The following is an 18242-nucleotide window of genomic DNA, read 5'->3' on the forward strand; positions in this document are numbered from 1 at the left end:
GCTCACTCCCGAAGGGCGAGTTTACTTGGCTTCTATGCGTTGTTACCGATTATTAATTTAGAGCCACTAGATTTTCTAATCGGTGCCTAGCCTACAAGCCAAGTAATTCTCGCTGAAACGAGCATCTTGAGGTAGCTTGGGTATATTGTCATCCTACTAGCAGCTAGCCTCTGGTTATTATCAACCCAGAGCTATGCAGAAACCTTTTTGAATGACGCTGCATTGCTTAGCCAGCAACCAGAGTTCAGTGAGGGGCTCGCGCCTGATACCGCGACGAAAACGCGAGAGAAGCAAGAAGATGCTGCTTTCAGTTTTCAGACAGAGCTTTCTTCAGCAAAGGATAACCAGATACCACGATATCAAGAATTTACACCGACTCATGAAGTGATGCGTGATGTCGAGGAGAAACGTGAAGCGAATGATCGTCTATGGGAAGCGATTTTTAGCTTGTTCTGACTATGGAGCTAACCATGCAACCCGCCCCGGTGAAGGTCAGGAAAGAGGCTGCCAAGTACACATTGATTTGAGTTAAGGCTGGTATCTGCTTCCTAATAGTTGCAGAAACCAGCCTGCATGACTGTCGCTTAGTGACGATTATTCATCGAACTGCTTAATTAAGACCGAGGTATCTGCACGGTTAAACCCTCGTTCTTGAAGTTTGCCGTATTTCTCATCTACCTGTTTGGCGAGGGGGAGGTCGACGCCCAGCTTTTCTGCAGCCTCAAAGCAAATGCCAAGATCTTTGCGCATCCAGTCAATCGCGAACCCAAAGTCAAACTTGTCCTCGGCCATGGTGACAGCGCGGTTTTCCAGCTGCCAGGATCCGGCAGCGCCATGCTTGAGCACATCTGTCATCTTCTCGATATCGAGGCCTGCTGACTTGGCAAGCGTAATGGCCTCTGACAGCCCTTGTAGCACTCCGGCGATACAAATTTGGTTGGCCATTTTGGTGATTTGGCCGTAGCCGACATCTCCCATCAAAGTGGTCGCTTTTGCAAAGCAGTCAATGATTGGTTTTGCCTCTGCAAAAACTTCCTCGTTACCACCGACCATAACTGTCAGACAGCCATTGACCGCACCGGCCTCGCCACCCGATACCGGGGCATCAAGAAAAGCGGTATTGATTTCCGAGGCTGCCTGGGCAATTTCGCGCGCAACTTCGGCCGATGCTGTTGTGTTGTCGATAAGGATTGCTCCTTGTTTGGCAGTGGACAGAATCCCATCGGCTGCCTTATAGACCTGGCGGACGTCTTCATCATTACCCACGCAGGTGAAAATAAACTCGGCATCTTTCGCCGCTTCCGCCGGCGTTAGGGCGATGTTACCGCCATATTGCGCTGCCCATTTTTCTGCTGTGGATGTTGTACGGTTATAGACAGTGACCTGGTGGCCGGCATTAGCCAGATGCCCGGCCATTGGGAAGCCCATAGTGCCGAGCCCGATAAATGCGATGTGTTTGGTTGTCATGTGTTAGCTTCCCTGTGATGCAGTATGTTGATGAAATATAACGATCAAACTATTAACATTCAATGGCTATTTAGCGGCGGCTAGAAATAGAAAGTGTGATCACGGGCAAATAATTCCTTGTGCAATTACGGTTGGCATCCTATGATGTTTCGGTTCTTATTTATGATGTTGAATATATGCTGACGACTTTTTTTAGAGCAATAATGTTGGTGTTCTGTCTGGGCGTTGCTTCGTTTGCTCATGCTGAAACCAATCAAGCGGCTATTCGCTTGGCATTGCCTGCCAGTGTCAGTCAGCATGTTACCGAATCTTCCAAGCTTGTTCTGATAGATGCCGATGCTCACTCGGATACCGACAGCCGTCAGGCGGTGACGGAACAAGGTTCGCTTGTCTGGGATTTTTCCCAGCACCATAGTTCTAAGTCCGAGTCCAAGTCCCAGCAGGGCAGTTCGCAGCCTCACAAACAACACTCCACTGAACATCGCGACTATGACCCGGCATTGGTCAACTCTTCACGTATGGCCAGTTTGGTACACCATGACCCGGAAGAAGTGCAGCCCTTTTATCAACTGGCGATAGAATTACCGGTCGAACCGGCACCGTCTCTGGTTGTGGGTTATTGTGTTAACTTCAGTGAAAGCCTTAATTGGATGTTGAATACTAATCCGCCCTCATGCCGAATATCGGGCTGGAAAGAGACTAATCTCACCTACACCATCTACCAACCTCCTTTTCTCCGCACCTGAGAAATATTGATCAGCGCAAGTTGCTGATGGGTCTTGCTGGCTATAGCAAGAAACCTGACTTGTCTGATCCTAAACCAGCGTTCGGCACTGTCGGCCAAGGCCGTTTGATGTCAAGAATGACTGGCTCCTACTGAGTTTACGTCGAGTAAGTTGCTGCGAGCTTATGCCTTGCCGCAATCTATTGTCGTGTACTCAGGACAGATTGTTATTTCACTAGTTCTATCGCTGGTGAAAAAGATGGTGCATTACTAATGAGAAAAACCAATCAACAGCGGCTGCTTAACCACTATCCGGCTTGGAAATACGTGGTGCTGGTCGTTACCGTTATGATCATGCTGCTCAGCGCAATTCCAACCTGGTATGGGGAGGATGCAGCCGTGCAGATTGCCGCGTCAAATTCAAAGCTCCCGTCGGTTCTGGTACTTCAGCAACAGCTTACTAATGAAGGAATAGCTGTCAAACGTATTGAACAGCGAGATGGCAAAACTACTGTTGTTCTAGACAATGACAGTCAGCAGACTGCGGCAAGAACGGTGCTGGCTGATCTGATCAATGATAAGGCCAACGACAAGTCAGTTCTGACATTGGCATTGGAACCTGCTGCCCCGCAGTGGCTGCAGAGTATGGGATTTGCCCCGATTAAACTGGGATTGGACTTACGTGGTGGCGTCCAGTTTTTACTGGATGTAGATGTTGATCAAGTCTTCAAGGCCCAGGGTGAACAGCTAAGTGAGGAGCTTCGTCAGCTATTTCGTCAGGACGGGATCCGAGGCGCACGCGTCGAGGCTTCAGGCATGGATACGTTGATAGTCCGACTGCCAGATGCCAAAGCAAATAGTGCGGTACGCCAGTTTATTCGCCAAAGCTATCCGCACTGGCAGCTCACCAATGCCAGCGGAGCGGGCGTAAAGCTGGTTCTGAAAGACGATGAGAAAACCGCACTGCGAAATCTCACGGTTCAGCAAAACCTGCAAACCATGCGAAGCCGTATAGAGGAGCTCGGTATAACTGAAGCCTTGGTGCAACGGCAGGGAGAGAACCGCATTCGAATTGAACTGCCTGGCGTACAGGATCCCGCGGCAGCCAAAAGTGTCATTGGGGCAACGGCTAGCCTGGCTTTCTATGCGGTCAAAGAACCGGGAACCGGTAGCACTATGGAAATGAAGGATAAAGACGGCAGGCCGGTGAGAGTTGCACGCAAACCTGTGCTGGGCGGAGATCATATAGTCGATGCCCGTGCCAGCTTTGGTGAGATGGGGACGGCAGAGGTGAACATTACTCTTGACCATGCCGGCGGGAAAATGATGTCTGATTTTTCACGCGACAACATCGGTAAGCCGATGGCAACGGCATTCAGTGAATACAGTCGAGATAGTGAGGGGAATGCCAAACAAACCAGCAGCATTATTAGTGTGGCGACCATTCAGAGTCAGCTCGGAAATCGCTTCCGGATCACTGGGGCGGGGTCTATTCAGGATGCCCAGGAATTGGCCCTGCTGTTGCGAGCCGGCTCGCTGACAGCCCCGGTGACGATTGTCGAAGAGCGGACAATTGGTCCGACGCTGGGGGCGGAAAACATCGAAAATGGGTTTGCGGCACTTGCTCTGGGGCTAGGGATGACCCTGCTGTTTATGGCGGTTTGGTACCGTCGACTTGGCTGGGTGGCCAACGTCGCCCTGGTGGCAAACATGGTGATGCTGTTTGGGTTGATGGCGTTGATCCCGGGGGCAGTGCTGACATTGCCGGGGATTGCGGGCTTGGTGCTTACTGTCGGTATGGCTGTTGATACCAACGTGCTTATTTTTGAGCGGATCAAGGACAAACTGAAGGAAGGGCGCAGTTTTGCCCAGGCGATAGATCGTGGCTTTAGTAGTGCATTTAGCACGATATTTGATGCCAACTTTACCACGATGATCACAGCCGTCGTGCTGTATGCCATCGGAAACGGCCCGATTCAGGGTTTTGCCCTGACACTGGGGCTAGGACTGTTGACCAGTATGTTTACTGGAATTTTTGCTTCCCGCGCCATTATCAACTTGGTGTGGGGACGTGATGCTAGCCGCGAAGTGAGGGTTTAAGTGATGAGTCTTATGATAAAAAATGCAACCAAGTGGCGACATTTCACCAGCATCGTGTCTGTTCTGCTGATGGTTATTTCGATATTTATGGTTGCAAGCCGGGGATTAAATTGGGGGTTGGATTTTACCGGTGGTGTTGTTAGCGAGATCCAGCTTGATCCGGCAATCACCAGCAGTGAAATTGAGCCATTGCTGCAAGCTGGCCTGAACCAGGAGGTGAGTGTTGTGTCTGCCGGCGAGCAGGGGCGTTGGGTGCTGCGCTACGCCGTTCCGGAAGCCTATGAACAAGCGCCATCCATCGATCAGCTTCTTGCACCGCTGGCGACAGAGGTCAGTGTATTGAATACCAGTATTGTTGGACCGCAAGTGGGTCAGGAACTGGCTGAGCAAGGAGGGTTGGCGCTGTTGGTGGCGGTATTGTGTATCCTGGGCTATCTCAGCTACCGCTTTGAATGGCGACTGGCCTCGGGCTCGCTGTTTGCGTTAGCCCATGATGTGATTTTCGTGCTTGGCTTTTTTGCCGCGACACAGATGGAGTTCAACCTGACTGTTCTTGCAGCTGTTATGGCCATTTTAGGCTACTCACTCAATGACTCGATCATCATTGCAGACCGGATCCGTGAGTTGCTTATCGCAGAACCGGACAAGCCGATACAGGCGATTAACAACGAAGCGATTGCTGCGACATTCTCGCGCACCCTTGTGACATCCGGTACCACCTTGATGACTGTCGGTGCCCTGTGGTTGCTGGGTGGCGGGCCGCTGGAAGGGTTTGCAGTCGCATTGTTTATCGGAATTATTACAGGTACCTGGTCGTCGATCTCGGTCGGTACCTCACTGCCAGAACTGTGTGGTTTGCGTGCTGAGCACTACATGCCTAAACCGTTGACGGATGAGCCGTAACAGGCCTGATAATAGCCTTTATGGCTCACGATACATCAAGGCCGCAGCTCGCGGCCTTGTCTAGTTTTCTGGTCATGAAAGTGTTTTAAAGTAGAGACGCTTTGAATAAATTTGTCTTTTTTTCATTTTTATGCAGGCAAAATGCGAATAACTTGTCGATAATAATTTTAATATTTGTTTGCAAAGTGAGGTTCCTGTCACAGATATCCTCAAAATGGCAGTGATAAAGGTAGATATTAACCGGTATTAATATTGCATTTATCAATAGTGAGCATGAAGAGTCCTACTTAATACACTGATAAATGACAAGGGCGACATTATGTATGATACAGAAATGAAGCTAAACCATCAGATTGTTCAATTTGTAGAAACGCAATTGCATGAGTTGTTGTCACCTGAAGCAGACCAGGTACCAGCAGTACAGAATCACGAGAATATGCAGGCCGTAATGCTATCTATACTGGCCCAGTACCTGTCCGGGCTCAAAGCCATCAACTGTCTGTTGGGCAAAGGTTTCGTCGCCCAGACTCGGGGTATTTTCCATACCTTGGGTGATGATTATGAAGATATCATTTTCCTCAGCCTGCCAAGCCAGGATGGTGAAGTTTCACCTTTGCATCATGAGTACCTGAAGAGTGCTGCGGGTGATGAGTGCCATGGCTGTTATAGCCCCGTCTCACGCTGTGAAATTCGCAATATGATCAAGCGAGCTAAAAACATCAACCACAATGTTTTCCAGCTTTATCCGAAAAAGCAGGCCCTACAGGTGCTGCGTCCCACTGGCGGTAAGCCCTGCTCAGTGGATGTTGCCATCGATCTGCACCGTCACTTTGCCTATAAGGCGATTTTGCTAACGGTATTGACGGCCAAAGTTTCCAGTAACGTAGAAATCATGCGCGCATGCCTGAACTATCGTGCTCACCTGGAAATGATTGATCCCCGCACTGTTGAGTTTATTGCAGCAGACTCCCCACAGAATCACACGCGTGAAATGGGCGTCGTTCCCCGTTATGCGGCGGCAAGGTAAAGAAACCCGACGGCTACCCAAGCCTTCATCAATTGTGTTAATTTCATATACCCAAGTATTTCTCGCTGAAACGGCTATCTTGAGGTAGTTTGGGTATAGAATGCTTTTGAAAAGGAAATTTGGGTAGATCATGGGAAAGAAAGAGTTAGATACAAAAATCGTAACGGCTGGGCGCGCCAAGAAGTGGACTCAGCATTTGGTTAATCCGCCAGTGAGCCGAGCTTCGACCATTGTTTTCGATTCTGTTGCAGAGATGAAGCATGCGACGGCAAACCGGGCCAATAAAGAACTGTTTTACGGCCGCCGTGGAACCAATACCCACTTTGCCTTTCAAGAAGCCATGGTTGAGTTGGAGGGTGGAGTAGGTTGTGCACTGTATCCATGTGGTACTGCAGCAATATCAAATGCAATCCTGTCCTTTGTTAAAGCGGGCGACCATATCTTGATGGTTGATGGGGTGTATGAGCCAACTCGAGATTTCTGCGATAAGATGCTGGATAAAATGGGTGTTGAGACAACCTATTATGATCCTATGATTGGTGAGGGAATCCGGGATTTGATCCGCCCAAACACCACTGTACTATTTCTTGAGTCTCCGTGCTCAATCACCATGGAAGTACAGGATGTGCCGACCTTGGCACGCATTGCCCATGAGCATGATCTTGTCGTGATGCTGGATAACACCTGGGCCTCTCCCATTAACTTCCAGCCTTTTGAGCACGGTGTTGATATTTCGATTCAGGCCGCAACTAAGTACATTGTCGGCCACTCTGATGTTATGCTCGGTACGGCTACGGCTAATGAACGCTGCTGGGATCAGCTACGCGAGAGTAGCTACCTGATGGGCCAGTGTACGTCTCCTGATGATGTCTACCTTGCAATGCGCGGATTGCGTACGCTAGGTGTCCGCCTGAAACAGCATGAGCAGAATAGCCTGAAAATTGCCAAATGGCTGGCAGAGCGTGAAGAAGTCGATCATGTCCGCCACCCTGCCTTGGAAAGCTGTGAAGGTCACGAATTCTACCAACGTGACTTCAAAGGTTGTAACGGGCTCTTTTCGTTGGTGCTGAACCGCGGAAATACCGAGGCGCTAACAGCACTTCTGGACGGGATGGAGCACTTTAGCATGGGGTACTCCTGGGGCGGATTTGAAAGTCTGATTTTAGCCAATGAGAATATCAACACGATCCGTACCGCCAAGAAAAAAGACTTTGCCGGTCCAATGTTACGCCTGCATATCGGCCTGGAAGACTGTGGCGATCTAATTCGTGACTTGGAAAAAGGGTTTGAGCGCTTCAATGCCGTGCTGAACAGCTAATGCTGTTCGGGTAACTAAGGTATATCAGACAGGCCGTTTTTGCGGCCTGTTTGTGTTTAGAAAAGGGGCGTTTTATTGTTCGATTTCATTTTGAAGCTGGGCTAAAAACCCTTTCATGTAAGCCGTTCGTTTGTGCGCTTCTTTTCTTCCTGCTTCCGTGTTCATTGTATTTTCCAGCTTGAATAGCTTGTTATAGAAATGGTCGACACAGAATGCCCGGTCATTGTACTCGCGCTGCTGACAAAACGGGTCGTCATCGGAGTAAAGGCGGGCATTGAATGTGTTGCTAACCTGGATACAGCGTGCGATGCCAATGGCACCGAGGGCATCAATGCGATCGGCATCCTGAACGATCGCTGCTTCTATTGTTCGGGGGACGATATTGGCGCTGTAGCTATGGGCTTCAATGGCATGTGTGATTTCATCAAAGAAGATATCCGGATAGTTTATCTCCGCCAAGACTCGGATTGCTCCAATGCCGGCAAGTTTAGAGCTGTTGTGGCGCTCAGGGTGGTTTTTGGGCAGAGATATGCAATCATGAAGCCAGGCTGCCGGGATAACCACTTCTGGTTTGGCATTTTCGGCGATGGCGAAAGACTTTGCTGCCGCTACAACACGTTCAATATGGCTGAGATCATGGGCCGGATCAGTGGTCATTTGTTGTACAACAAAGTCTCTTAGTTGGTGTTCGAATTGTTCGAGTTGTAGTTCAGTCACAGCGATAACCTTAAATGATTCAATACGAGCTCAAGTCTTTGTCTAGACTAATGTTATACCCAAACTACTTCAACATGCAGATTCAGAGTGAGACCAGCATCTTGGGGTTGCTTTTGTATTAGGCGGATGTAAGGAGCCAGAATCACCATGAACTATAAACTGACGGTAATCGCAATAGTGGCACTTGGCGTAATGGGGTGTAGCAGTTCGGAGGTTGAGAATTACCAGCTGTTTCCTGATGAGTATGTCAGTAATGTCGAGTATGACAGTATTTATCATTACGGTTATAACCAAGGCTGCGAGAGTGCATTGAATTTAAAAGGTCAGCCTGACATGGATTACCTGAAAGACATTACGCTAGGTAACAGCGATACGCGGTTTAACGAAGGTTGGGATGATGGTAACGCGGCTTGTAAGGATGGTGTCCGAAGAATAATGCCAACGTCGAAGCTCTCAGGGGTACCGGCAGAGATTACTTACTAATTTTGGGCGGCGCTATTCTTAGCTGAGAATAAAGAAAAAAACAGACCCTAAGGTCTGTTTTTATTCTGCTCAATATTACTATCGGAAATGAAGAAATAAACCTAGCCTGATTTTTTTCTTAATCATTGTTGATACCGATATTTATATTATGCAACTGATGCTTGCGCAGCAGTAGGTCTTGTCAGTGAGTGTACTTGGCCTTCACGGAATGCGACAGGAACAACCGCATGAACCTCTGGAAGCAGCAAGTATGCATCATCATTTGCATCATTATTCATTTTAACAACGATTTGAAGATGCTGATCCAGTGCTTTGTAGAGGTTTGGTTTATGTTGCTTATTACCTTGATTGCCAAACTGACTATAATGACCTTTACTGGAATATACCCAGATATTGAAAGGGTCATCGCCCCTTTCAAGTTGCTCGATAAAATCGGCGATATGTCTCATAAAAGTCCTTTTTGTCAATATCAATATCTTTGTATTGATGTGTCTATTATGGGAGGAAGACAGGATTTTTCAATTTGAATTCAGTAGCTTTATTCGAGTAATGTGATCTTTGTAGTGTTTTAAATGAAAACGACTAAGCACAAATATTCCATTTCCTACCTTCAGTGACGAACCACAAATAAAACAATACACAAATATACCAAATAGCAATATAGATAAATTGTGATTAAGTATTAAGATCTATCATTTAAATATATTTATTAATATCAAAAGATCGCTTTTAGATATTAATCTTTTGCGCTATTAAACTAAGTGCTTATTAGTTTGGTATGCAATTTGTTGCCAGTTATATTAGGAGATAATTTGTCATTAATGAAATATAAAAGTGAATTAACAATAATTGGTGGGAAATTTGACGCTGAATATAATTGCGTCAATTATTCGACTATTTTTATGCTTTATTCGGTCTTAAAATAATAATTGGCTGAGGACTAGGCATCATATCCATCGTCCGATATAACTCCATATGCTGTTGACGAAATTGTCGGGCTGAATCGTCGTCGTAAGCGGGGATAGTTGATGTGGTTGTGCAACCAGTTAGATATAAAACCATAATTACAGTGACCAATGATTTACACATAGCTGAAACTCATTGAATTAGCGCTATCAGACAAGAAAATCGCCAGATTAGCCGGAACGGCTGGAAGGACTTAGATGCAGGTAGTGCCAGTTACGTTAAGTTAAGTGTAACTGACAGAATAAAATGCTGATAAGGACTGGGTTGCGTACCCAAAGCCAATGCCTTGATGCCAGCTGCCAATATTGTTCATGATTCGATCAAAATTCAGGTATCATAATTGGCTGTTTCAAAACGAGATAAAGTCATGTCAGAGACTCCGGTAAAAGTTATTCAGAAGGCCACATGGGTTGGCTCGATTGCTAACGTTGGCTTGGCCGTATTGAAAATAACGGTGGGTAAGTTAACAGGTAGTCAGGCGCTGGTGGCGGATGGTGTCCATAGTTTTTCGGATCTGGTTACCGACACCGCTATCCTTATCGGTTCCCGATACTGGACGGCTCCGGCGGATAAAGGCCATCCGTATGGACATGGCCGCTTTGAAACGTTAACAAATATTTTTATTGGTGTTCTACTGGCTTTTGTCGGCCTGGGAATAGGCTGGGATTCGATTAGCTCATTGGGCCATGATTCAACCACCAAGCCGGGAATGCTGGCATTTGTTGCCGCGTTGACTTCCATCTTGGTCAAAGAAGTTCTGTATCGCTGGACGCTCATCCAAGCCAAAAGAATTAATAGCCGGGCCTTGCACGCCAATGCATGGCACCATCGCTCCGATGCACTTAGTTCGCTGCCGGTTGCTGTGGCTGTAATTGCTAATCTTTTTTTCCCGGATCTGCATTATCTGGATCAGGTGGCGGCACTGATTGTGACAGCGATGATCTTGAAAGCAGCCTTTGAGATACTTTGGCCGGCATTGCTGGAACTGACTGAGGCTGAAGCCGATAACGAGCTAGAAGATAAGATTCAGAGTTATGCCGAGTCTGATCCCGATATTCGTGAAGTGCATGCGATTCGAAGCCGTCGTACGGGAAGTACGATTTTGCTGGATTTTCACCTGTTGGTGGATCCATCCATGAGTGTTGATCATGCTCATACGATTAGCGAGAACTTCAAGTCACATATCCTCAAGCAAATCGATGAGGTTGTTGATGTGATTATTCATATCGAGCCTTATACCTGTGCTGAGCGGGTGATTAATCCCTGCTGTGAAGACAAGCAATGTGATTAAACCGGCAGCTCCCGTCTCGAGGAGCGAAGATACGTACAGAGATAAACACCTGCAACCAGCAGGTGTTTTTTTATTGGGCCAATAGTATTTTTTTATGATTGTCTCAACTTTGAGATAGCGTCCTAACGCTGACCTTCACTAGGCTTTTAACTTAGTTACTTATCAATTTCTCACCTGAGAGTTTCGGGGGAGGATGTCGGTTTCGATGAGGGTAGGTTATGCCATTAGTAAGAATCAAATCATTGCCGTTTGATCATGAAGTTCCTGTGCCACAGGTTATTAGTGCGCTGTCCCAGGCAATTTCTGATGCAGCCAACATTGAGCAGCAGCATATCATGGTGACTTGGGAGTACCTTGCCCAATCACATTATTCCCACCATGGGCAAGTTGCAGCCAACCAGCCGATTAATACACACCCTTTGCTGATTGATTTGATTGCGCCTAATTTTAACACCGAAAAGCAGATAGCATCGATGCTTGAACTGATCGCACATACCATAGCCGAGCAGGTTCCAATCGCTAAAAACAACATTTTCATTAACTTTACACCAGCCTATAGCGATGGGGTTTATGATGAAGGGCACATTGTTGAGTGGGATATGTAGCTTTTCTCAATCGCGAAAAGAGTGAATCATAGGCAAGAAGCCTGATCTGGCACACAGAATGAAAAAAAGTCAGCTATTTATTGGCTGACTTTTTCAGTTTATGGCCTGAGTAATTATGTAGTTTGAGTTTGGATTACCGAGGCTTAACAGGGCCAGAATAAGTGGCAAATAGGATTAAACCGCCTGAGTGCTGGTACTTGTAGTCGTGGCCTGGATATTGACGCTGAAGCCGTGGAATCAAGCGAATTGAATAGTCATGCTCAGTTTTGGTGTTTATATCTAATGATTCTATTATAGCTGGCGGTTTGTACCACACTTGTTGTGATTGTAAATGCTTTGTTATCTTTAAGGGGTGGTACACAAACATGGAATGTCTATGAAAGCACTTGAAGCAAATTTCGATGGGTTGGTAGGGCCAACCCATAACTACAGCGGGTTGTCGTTTGGTAATGTCGCTTCGGCTAAAAACCAGGCTGCACCGTCGAACCCCAAACAGGCCGCTAAACAGGGGCTGGAAAAAATGAAAGCCCTGTCTGACATGGGGATGATTCAAGGGGTGCTGGCACCACAGGAACGCCCGGACGTAAAGACTCTACGTCAGCTTGGCTTTACCGGTAGTGATAAAGCGGTGATTGAGCAGGCGGCGAAACAGGCACCGAAGGTGCTTGCTGCCTGTTGTTCGGCTTCAAGTATGTGGACGGCCAATGCGGCAACGGTATCGCCCTCGGCGGATACGGCAGACGGCAAGATTCATTTTACGCCAGCCAACTTAACCAATAAGTTTCACCGTTCTATTGAACATGAAGTGACTGGACGGATCTTGAAAGCAACATTTTCCTCGCCTGAGCATTTTGTCCACCATTCTGCCTTGCCTGCAGTCGAGCATTTTGGCGATGAAGGTGCAGCGAACCATACTCGCTTTTGTCATCAGTACAACGAGCGGGGTGTTGAGTTTTTTGTATATGGCCGCCACGCCTTTGACAGCCGCCACCCAGCACCGGTGAAGTTCCCGGCACGACACACTTTTGAAGCCTGCGAGGCAGTAGCACGACTGCACCAGCTTGAGGGTGATGACGTGGTGATTGCCCAGCAAAATCCGGCTGTGATTGATCAGGGCGTTTTTCATAACGATGTTATTGCGGTAGGCAACAAGGATATTTTGTTTTGTCATGAGCAGGCTTTTTTGAATCAGCAAGCGGTATATGACGAGCTTACCCAGAAAATGTCAGGCAACTTTAATATCATTGAAGTGCCGACCAGTGCCGTGTCAGTAGATGATGCCGTAACCAGCTATCTGTTTAATTCGCAGTTACTTGCCTTGCCATCAGGCGAAACCCTGCTGGTACTCCCTGAAGAGTGTCGCAATAACCCCAATGTCTGGGCGTACATTGAGCAGATGTTGGCGCAAAAACGTGGTATCGACAGGGTTCAGATTTTCGATTTGAAACAAAGTATGGCCAACGGCGGCGGTCCGGCATGCTTGCGTTTGCGTGTCGTGCTGAACGAGCAAGAACTACAGGCAGTGAATCCGTCTACCTTGATGAATGAGACCTTGTTCAACCGCCTCAACCAGTGGGTAGAGACACATTACCGCGATAGCCTGGTTGAAGCAGATCTCGCTGATCCGCAACTACTTGATGAATCCCGTACCGCACTAGACGAACTAACGCAAATCCTCTCGCTTGGTGCCGTTTATCCATTTCAGCGATAACCTATCCCAAATAAGCGGTACACATGTACCGCTTAGACTTAACCAATATCGGTGTCTTTATTGCCAATACACTGATGTCTTACTATCTGATAAAAAAAGCAATATCTCAATTAAGAGATCTGCCAGGTTGCTATTTTTATTGCAAAATCAATCGTGTATTGCAATCCTGATATAATACCAATCTTAAACTTTTGATTTTATTAAAAATATAGGTTGGCACGAGTTCTGATTTCCTGTTCCTGATTGTGAATTTGGAGGTAGGGAATGAAAAAAGCACTTGTGGCAACTCTCGGTATCATATTGGCTGGCTGTGGTTCGGAATCTTCACCGTCCATATCTGGCTCAACAGAAAGTACCCGTCTTAGTGATAATATTGCACCGCCTAATGCTCGGTTTGAGCAATATCGGATCAGTGCGTTTGAGCTGGATCCTAGCCAATTCGCGCTAGCGGGAAATAGGGTGTTTCTTAAAGTCTATTCATCTACAGGCAATGTACTTTTTTTAGGCCAGATAGATAAGCAGAAACCTGTTTCGCTCCCGCTTTCACTGCCAAATAGTGAGGGGGGCATAAAGTTTGATCTGTTTAGCGACTTAGATGGCGACAATAGTATTTCAAGGGAGAAGCAGCTATGAGCCGATATTTCTGGGGATTCTTGTTGGCCGCAATGTTGGCAATGCCACAGGCACAAGCAGCAACAGTATCTGTTCAGTTGAAAGATACGATAAAGCAAGGAAGCGGGAGTATCGATCTATTTCGTGCCAAACAGCAAAAGAATAATCTTTCTGCTGCAGATTTGGAGGCCATGAGAACCGAGCACGGCGGCTCATTGATTTTTGCTGTTGATGTCAATGAAGCTGCCAACGGATCGGAGAAAGCATCCAGTCAAGGTGTGGCGATTGAATCTGCGGTACTCACTGTTGTTGTTGGCGGTAATAGCTCTTCATTTAGCAGCTTTTCGACACCAACCGAATCGATGTTGGCTAAAGTCGGCTCTAGCGAGCGAAAGCTTTACTATACCTTGATAGGCCAGACCGGCTCATCATTGATCACACCCAGCAGTAACAGTGAATTAAACGGAAGTTCGTATGATGCGCTGATCACTATGCCGGTAAACATGGCCCTTGATAGTGCGACTTCGGCAACGCTAGATATCACCTTGTTGGAGACGAATACCTCCTTGGGGGATCCCGAGGCGTTTTATGATTACACGGCAGGCTTTGAGGATCTTGCTCTTGTTAGCGTGGAAGACTCTACGTTTTTGGCTGGTCTGGCACCGGGTCAAAGCGAGGCGCCATTGGTGATCACTCAGGGGCAAGTGCTCAACCCGATTGATTCATGGGTCTATTATCCATCTGCTGTTGAGTATTACATTGCCGCTTATGAGGATAACTATCCGGCAAAAAGTGACTATGATTTCAACGATCTTGTTGTTGGTTACCGAGTCGGCCTTGGTATGGCAGATGACAAAGTCAGCTCCTTGATTGTATATGGTTACATTATTGCCCGTGGCTCAGGTTTCACTCACGATTGGTATCTGCATATTGGTTTGCCTGATGAAGCCTCGGGAAGTGGCACGGTAAACTTGTTCAAGGCCGGTTCGAGCGAGCAGGAGAGCGGGTATCCGAAATCCATTTCGCAGTCCGGCAGCTTTGATCAGCGCTTGCTTCAGGGAACGAAGTCCCTGATGCAGATACCGGGCCTTGAATTTGCCAATACAGAGGCTCAGATCTCACTTATTCAGGGGCAAAAATTCAGTGTCTCGTTTGACTTTGATACGCCACTGAACCTTGAGGATGTTGCGCTCCCTCCCTATGATCCTTATTTGTATGTGACCAATACCGGCTATGAAATTCATTTGCCGCAGTTCGCCTCGAGGTTAGGGAACTCGGTAAACAGTGCAGAAGGTGTCGGTGGTTTTAAAAATGAACAGGGCTACCCTTTTGCGGTGATTATTCCCGAAGACTGGGAACCACCACTCGAGCATGTCGACCTAGGCGAAGCATACAGTTCATTTTTAGGGTATGTCTCTAGCTCGGGTACACAAAATACCTCTTGGTATACCCTGCCTTCGGAATCCAAAATTAAAGGGATCGGTAAAGGTTTTTGGAAGTGGGACTGATATTAAGGCAACTTAGCGACCTATCGAGGTCGTTTTGTTGCCTGTTAAGGGCACCTAGGCTTGACCTGTTTCTCCCTGCCCAGTGATAATATAACGATGAAATTAAGCAATCGGCGAAGCTTTCATCGTTAACGCCGGTTGTTATCACTGTTTAATGAAACTGTGCCCGCGACGGAGTCAAAATGGCAAAGCTAACGTTACAAGAGCAGATGCTGAAAGCTGGTCTTATTGATAAGAAGAAACTAAAAAAAGCCGGAAAATCATCCAAGAAATCGAGAACTCAGGCGAAAGAAGCCAAAGCGGCCGTTGAAGCTAACCGAGTTGCTCAGCTTGCTCAGGACCAAGAGCTAAACCGCCAGAAGCAGGCGGAAGCCGAGAAGAAGGCGATTGCCTCGCAGGTGAAACAGCTGATTGAGATGAACAGGATCGACTGTAAAGACGGCGAAATCGGTTATAACTTTACTGATGGTACCCTGGTCAAGAAAATCTATGTCGATAAATCAATTCAGGACCAGTTGGTAAGCGGCCGATTGGCAATTGCCCGCTACCTTGATACTTACGCGATTGTACCGGGTGTGGTTGCGGACAAAATTAGCCAGCGTGATGAAGAGTCAATCATCGTTAATAATACTGCCGATGAGCAGGAAATGGATGAGGATGATCCGTACGCGGACTTCAAGATCCCTGATGATTTAATGTGGTAATTGCACAGATTCATTCGGGGTACCGCCTGGTACCCCGTCTTACCTTTCTTGTTACACCTCCCTAATTCCCCTTCTGCATAACAAAACAGTTCTGTTTACCAGCGCACTAGCGTTAGCCAATGGTTTGTAAGCAGTTAATGTTTCTGTCTCAGCGACAAAATGGTAGAGAACGCTATTCCCTCTATACTTCATTCATTGATTTTGCTTTTTACCAAGCATGAATTATGACCTGTGAGGCTAAAACAGGCGATAGTTTGAGCGTTTGGTACTTTCAGATATAGGATATACGAATAAGTTAATGCGAATGAATATCATTTGTAGTAGGTTGTGAATGTAATCAGCGTCGTAGGAACATCAATAATGAAGACTGAAATTTCTCGTTGGATAGCGCGAGACCCTGACCCTAAAACACGTGATGAGCTACAACAGCTTATTGACTCAAACGCAGAAGCCGAGCTGGCAGATCGATTCTCCGGACGGTTGGTATTTGGTACTGCCGGGCTAAGGGGGATTGTCGGCGCCGGATCAAACCGAATGAACCGCCTGGTAATTCAAGAAACGGCGATGGGGCTTGGCAAATATCTGCTGGCAACAGAGCAAGATGCGGCCGAGCGTGGCGTAATTATCGGCTTTGATGGTCGCCCTGATTCAAAGCGCTTTGCTCACGAGACTGCCTCGGCACTGACCGCTCAAGGGATAAAAGTGTATATGACCACCCATGAAGCACCTACACCAATGGTGGCTTTTGGAGTGAAACACTTTGAAACTGCTGCCGGTGTTGTAGTGACGGCCAGCCATAATCCGCCGGAATATAACGGTTTTAAGGTTTACTGGGGGAACGGTGCCCAGATTATTCCGCCTCATGATTCGGGCATTGCCGAACAGATTGATATTGCAACCCAGCAAGAGATTGAGTTGCTTGATTTGGAGCTGGCTAAACAGCAAGGTTTGTTGTTCTGGCTGAGTGAGTCATTTTACGATACGTACCGTCAGACGGTGAATAAGAGCAAGTTGCTGTCGAACCACACTCAGCCAGCCGGGATCAGCCTGGCCTACACCGCCATGCATGGTGTAGGTGCCAACATGGCCGAAGCATTACTGGCTGATGCTGGCTTTACTCAAGTCTACAGCGTAGCCGAGCAGCGTGAGCCAGACGGCCGTTTTCCTACCGTGAATTTCCCGAACCCCGAAGAGCCGGGAGCGATGGACATGGTAATCGCCGAAGCCAAGAAGCATGGTGCCACCCTGGCGTGTGCCAACGATCCTGATGCCGACCGGTTTGCGGTTGCAGCCAGAACAGAAGAGGGCGAATACCAGATGCTGACGGGCGATCAGGTTGGTGTGCTGCTTGGGCATTACCTGCTGACACATGCCGAGCCGGGACAAAACCTAGTAGGTGCAACAATCGTTTCCTCAAGTCTGTTAAAGCAGGTTGCCAAGTCGGTCGAAGCCAATTACTACAAGACCCTGACAGGTTTCAAGTGGCTAACGAATGTTGCTATGCAGCAGCAGACGGATGAGAGCCGATTCTTGTTCGCTTACGAAGAAGCTCTTGGTTATACCGTCGGTAGCGAGGTATGGGATAAGGATGGGTTATCTGCATTGGTTGCCTTTGCTCAGCTGACGGCTGAATTGGCTGTTAATGGCAAGACTGTCTGGGATCAATTGGAAGCTATCTACCGTGAACATGGCCTGTATCTGAATGTCCAGAAGAGTATTGCGCTACAGCCGGGGTCGCCGCCAATTGGTGATAGCCTGAGAGCCAATCCGCCGGAGACCATTTCAGGCCGCCACATTGTGAAGACGGATGATTTGAAAAAATCACAGACCATTTATACTGATGGCAAGATTGAACCGATTGATCTGCCGTCCAGTGATGTGCTGATCTATTACCTCGATGATGATTCGAGAGTCGTGGTCCGCCCTTCAGGAACAGAGCCTAAGCTGAAATGCTACTATGAAGTGGTTGAGGCGATGAGCCATGAAGATACGCTTGAGCATGCACAGCAGCGTGCAGAGGCCACAATGGCTGAGTTAATCAGTCAACATCAAGCTTCGCTGACAGCGTGATTGCTGACAGTTTAAGACTCAAGCCGCCGGGCAGGA

Annotated in this window: 17 protein-coding genes; 14 read left to right on the forward strand and 3 right to left on the reverse strand. The window is 47.5% G+C overall.

The genetic code is table 11. From position 1 onward, the window contains the following. The first annotated feature begins 207 nt into the window (after positions 1-207). A complete protein-coding gene (locus tag BIT28_RS24955) occupies positions 208-456 on the forward strand; it encodes a hypothetical protein (protein ID WP_075767673.1) in 249 nt (82 codons plus the stop codon). A 138-nt stretch (positions 457-594) separates the two neighbouring features. On the opposite strand, the gene BIT28_RS24960 is transcribed toward BIT28_RS24955, so the two are convergent. Then, the gene (locus BIT28_RS24960; RefSeq protein WP_075767674.1) at positions 595-1467 is read right to left on the reverse strand and encodes an NAD(P)-dependent oxidoreductase; all 873 of its coding nucleotides are present in this window, start codon (positions 1465-1467) and stop codon (positions 595-597) included. Between the two features lie 203 nt (positions 1468-1670). Here BIT28_RS24960 and BIT28_RS24965 point away from each other — a divergent pair, with 203 nt between their 5' ends. The 5 genes from BIT28_RS24965 to BIT28_RS24985 all read left to right on the forward strand — a co-directional run bounded on the left by BIT28_RS24965 (position 1671) and on the right by BIT28_RS24985 (position 7539). After that, entirely contained in the window at positions 1671-2213 is a 543-nt protein-coding gene (locus BIT28_RS24965) for a hypothetical protein (RefSeq protein ID WP_245823876.1), read from the forward strand. Between the two features lie 251 nt (positions 2214-2464). Then, positions 2465-4291, forward strand: coding sequence for a protein translocase subunit SecD (gene secD / locus BIT28_RS24970; protein ID WP_075767675.1), 1827 nt, complete (start codon positions 2465-2467; stop codon positions 4289-4291). A 3-nt stretch (positions 4292-4294) separates the two neighbouring features. Beyond that, the gene (secF, locus tag BIT28_RS24975; RefSeq protein WP_075767676.1) at positions 4295-5194 is read left to right on the forward strand and encodes a protein translocase subunit SecF; all 900 of its coding nucleotides are present in this window, start codon (positions 4295-4297) and stop codon (positions 5192-5194) included. Between the two features lie 319 nt (positions 5195-5513). After that, positions 5514-6221, forward strand: coding sequence for a hypothetical protein (locus tag BIT28_RS24980; protein ID WP_075767677.1), 708 nt, complete (start codon positions 5514-5516; stop codon positions 6219-6221). 130 nt (positions 6222-6351) lie between these two features. Further along, complete coding sequence (locus BIT28_RS24985) at positions 6352-7539, forward strand: cystathionine beta-lyase (RefSeq protein ID WP_075767678.1); 1188 nt, start codon at positions 6352-6354, stop codon at positions 7537-7539. Between the two features lie 72 nt (positions 7540-7611). On the opposite strand, the gene BIT28_RS24990 is transcribed toward BIT28_RS24985, so the two are convergent. Next, on the reverse strand, positions 7612-8196 hold the full coding sequence (locus BIT28_RS24990) for an HD domain-containing protein (protein ID WP_075767679.1): 585 nt from the start codon (positions 8194-8196) through the stop codon (positions 7612-7614). A 207-nt stretch (positions 8197-8403) separates the two neighbouring features. Here BIT28_RS24990 and BIT28_RS24995 point away from each other — a divergent pair, with 207 nt between their 5' ends. Then, on the forward strand, positions 8404-8739 hold the full coding sequence (locus tag BIT28_RS24995; protein ID WP_075767680.1) for a hypothetical protein: 336 nt from the start codon (positions 8404-8406) through the stop codon (positions 8737-8739). Positions 8740-8885: 146 nt separating this feature from the next. On the opposite strand, the gene BIT28_RS25000 is transcribed toward BIT28_RS24995, so the two are convergent. Continuing rightward, complete coding sequence (locus tag BIT28_RS25000) at positions 8886-9188, reverse strand: hypothetical protein (protein WP_075767681.1); 303 nt, start codon at positions 9186-9188, stop codon at positions 8886-8888. Between the two features lie 884 nt (positions 9189-10072). Here BIT28_RS25000 and BIT28_RS25005 point away from each other — a divergent pair. From BIT28_RS25005 to BIT28_RS25035, 7 genes are all read left to right on the forward strand, one after another. Then, complete coding sequence (locus BIT28_RS25005) at positions 10073-10996, forward strand: cation diffusion facilitator family transporter (protein ID WP_083652146.1); 924 nt, start codon at positions 10073-10075, stop codon at positions 10994-10996. Positions 10997-11214: 218 nt separating this feature from the next. Further along, positions 11215-11601, forward strand: a complete 387-nt coding sequence (locus BIT28_RS25010) for a hypothetical protein (protein WP_075767682.1) — start codon at positions 11215-11217, stop codon at positions 11599-11601. 376 nt (positions 11602-11977) lie between these two features. Then, the gene (gene astB / locus BIT28_RS25015) at positions 11978-13312 is read left to right on the forward strand and encodes an N-succinylarginine dihydrolase (RefSeq protein ID WP_075767683.1); all 1335 of its coding nucleotides are present in this window, start codon (positions 11978-11980) and stop codon (positions 13310-13312) included. 264 nt (positions 13313-13576) lie between these two features. Further along, the gene (locus BIT28_RS25020) at positions 13577-13945 is read left to right on the forward strand and encodes a hypothetical protein (RefSeq protein WP_075767684.1); all 369 of its coding nucleotides are present in this window, start codon (positions 13577-13579) and stop codon (positions 13943-13945) included. Beyond that, positions 13942-15432 carry an LruC domain-containing protein gene (locus tag BIT28_RS25025; RefSeq protein WP_175577611.1) on the forward strand — a complete coding sequence of 497 codons (1491 nt, stop codon included), beginning with the start codon at positions 13942-13944 and terminating at the stop codon, positions 15430-15432. Before BIT28_RS25020 ends, BIT28_RS25025 begins: the two co-directional genes overlap by 4 nt. A 182-nt stretch (positions 15433-15614) precedes the next feature. Further along, positions 15615-16136 carry a DUF2058 domain-containing protein gene (locus BIT28_RS25030; protein WP_075767685.1) on the forward strand — a complete coding sequence of 174 codons (522 nt, stop codon included), beginning with the start codon at positions 15615-15617 and terminating at the stop codon, positions 16134-16136. 360 nt (positions 16137-16496) lie between these two features. Beyond that, on the forward strand, positions 16497-18206 hold the full coding sequence (locus tag BIT28_RS25035) for a phospho-sugar mutase (RefSeq protein ID WP_075767686.1): 1710 nt from the start codon (positions 16497-16499) through the stop codon (positions 18204-18206). Positions 18207-18242 lie beyond the last annotated feature (36 nt).

The organism is Photobacterium proteolyticum (assembly GCF_001939735.1).
GTDB lineage: Bacteria > Pseudomonadota > Gammaproteobacteria > Enterobacterales > Vibrionaceae > Photobacterium > Photobacterium proteolyticum.

Bases quoted from the DNA above. Each gene is read 5' to 3' on its own strand.
- BIT28_RS24960 (WP_075767674.1), bottom strand. From the start codon at position 1,467: ATGACAACCAAACACATCGCATTTATCGGGCTCGGCACTATGGGCTTC.
- BIT28_RS24965 (WP_245823876.1), top strand. From the start codon at position 1,671: ATGTTGGTGTTCTGTCTGGGCGTTGCTTCGTTTGCTCATGCTGAAACC.
- secD (WP_075767675.1), top strand. From the start codon at position 2,465: ATGAGAAAAACCAATCAACAGCGGCTGCTTAACCACTATCCGGCTTGG.
- secF (WP_075767676.1), top strand. From the start codon at position 4,295: ATGAGTCTTATGATAAAAAATGCAACCAAGTGGCGACATTTCACCAGC.
- BIT28_RS24980 (WP_075767677.1), top strand. From the start codon at position 5,514: ATGTATGATACAGAAATGAAGCTAAACCATCAGATTGTTCAATTTGTA.
- BIT28_RS24985 (WP_075767678.1), top strand. From the start codon at position 6,352: ATGGGAAAGAAAGAGTTAGATACAAAAATCGTAACGGCTGGGCGCGCC.
- BIT28_RS24990 (WP_075767679.1), bottom strand. From the start codon at position 8,196: ATGACCACTGATCCGGCCCATGATCTCAGCCATATTGAACGTGTTGTA.
- BIT28_RS24995 (WP_075767680.1), top strand. From the start codon at position 8,404: ATGAACTATAAACTGACGGTAATCGCAATAGTGGCACTTGGCGTAATG.
- BIT28_RS25000 (WP_075767681.1), bottom strand. From the start codon at position 9,188: ATGAGACATATCGCCGATTTTATCGAGCAACTTGAAAGGGGCGATGAC.
- BIT28_RS25005 (WP_083652146.1), top strand. From the start codon at position 10,073: ATGTCAGAGACTCCGGTAAAAGTTATTCAGAAGGCCACATGGGTTGGC.
- BIT28_RS25010 (WP_075767682.1), top strand. From the start codon at position 11,215: ATGCCATTAGTAAGAATCAAATCATTGCCGTTTGATCATGAAGTTCCT.
- astB (WP_075767683.1), top strand. From the start codon at position 11,978: ATGAAAGCACTTGAAGCAAATTTCGATGGGTTGGTAGGGCCAACCCAT.
- BIT28_RS25020 (WP_075767684.1), top strand. From the start codon at position 13,577: ATGAAAAAAGCACTTGTGGCAACTCTCGGTATCATATTGGCTGGCTGT.
- BIT28_RS25025 (WP_175577611.1), top strand. From the start codon at position 13,942: ATGAGCCGATATTTCTGGGGATTCTTGTTGGCCGCAATGTTGGCAATG.
- BIT28_RS25030 (WP_075767685.1), top strand. From the start codon at position 15,615: ATGGCAAAGCTAACGTTACAAGAGCAGATGCTGAAAGCTGGTCTTATT.
- BIT28_RS25035 (WP_075767686.1), top strand. From the start codon at position 16,497: ATGAAGACTGAAATTTCTCGTTGGATAGCGCGAGACCCTGACCCTAAA.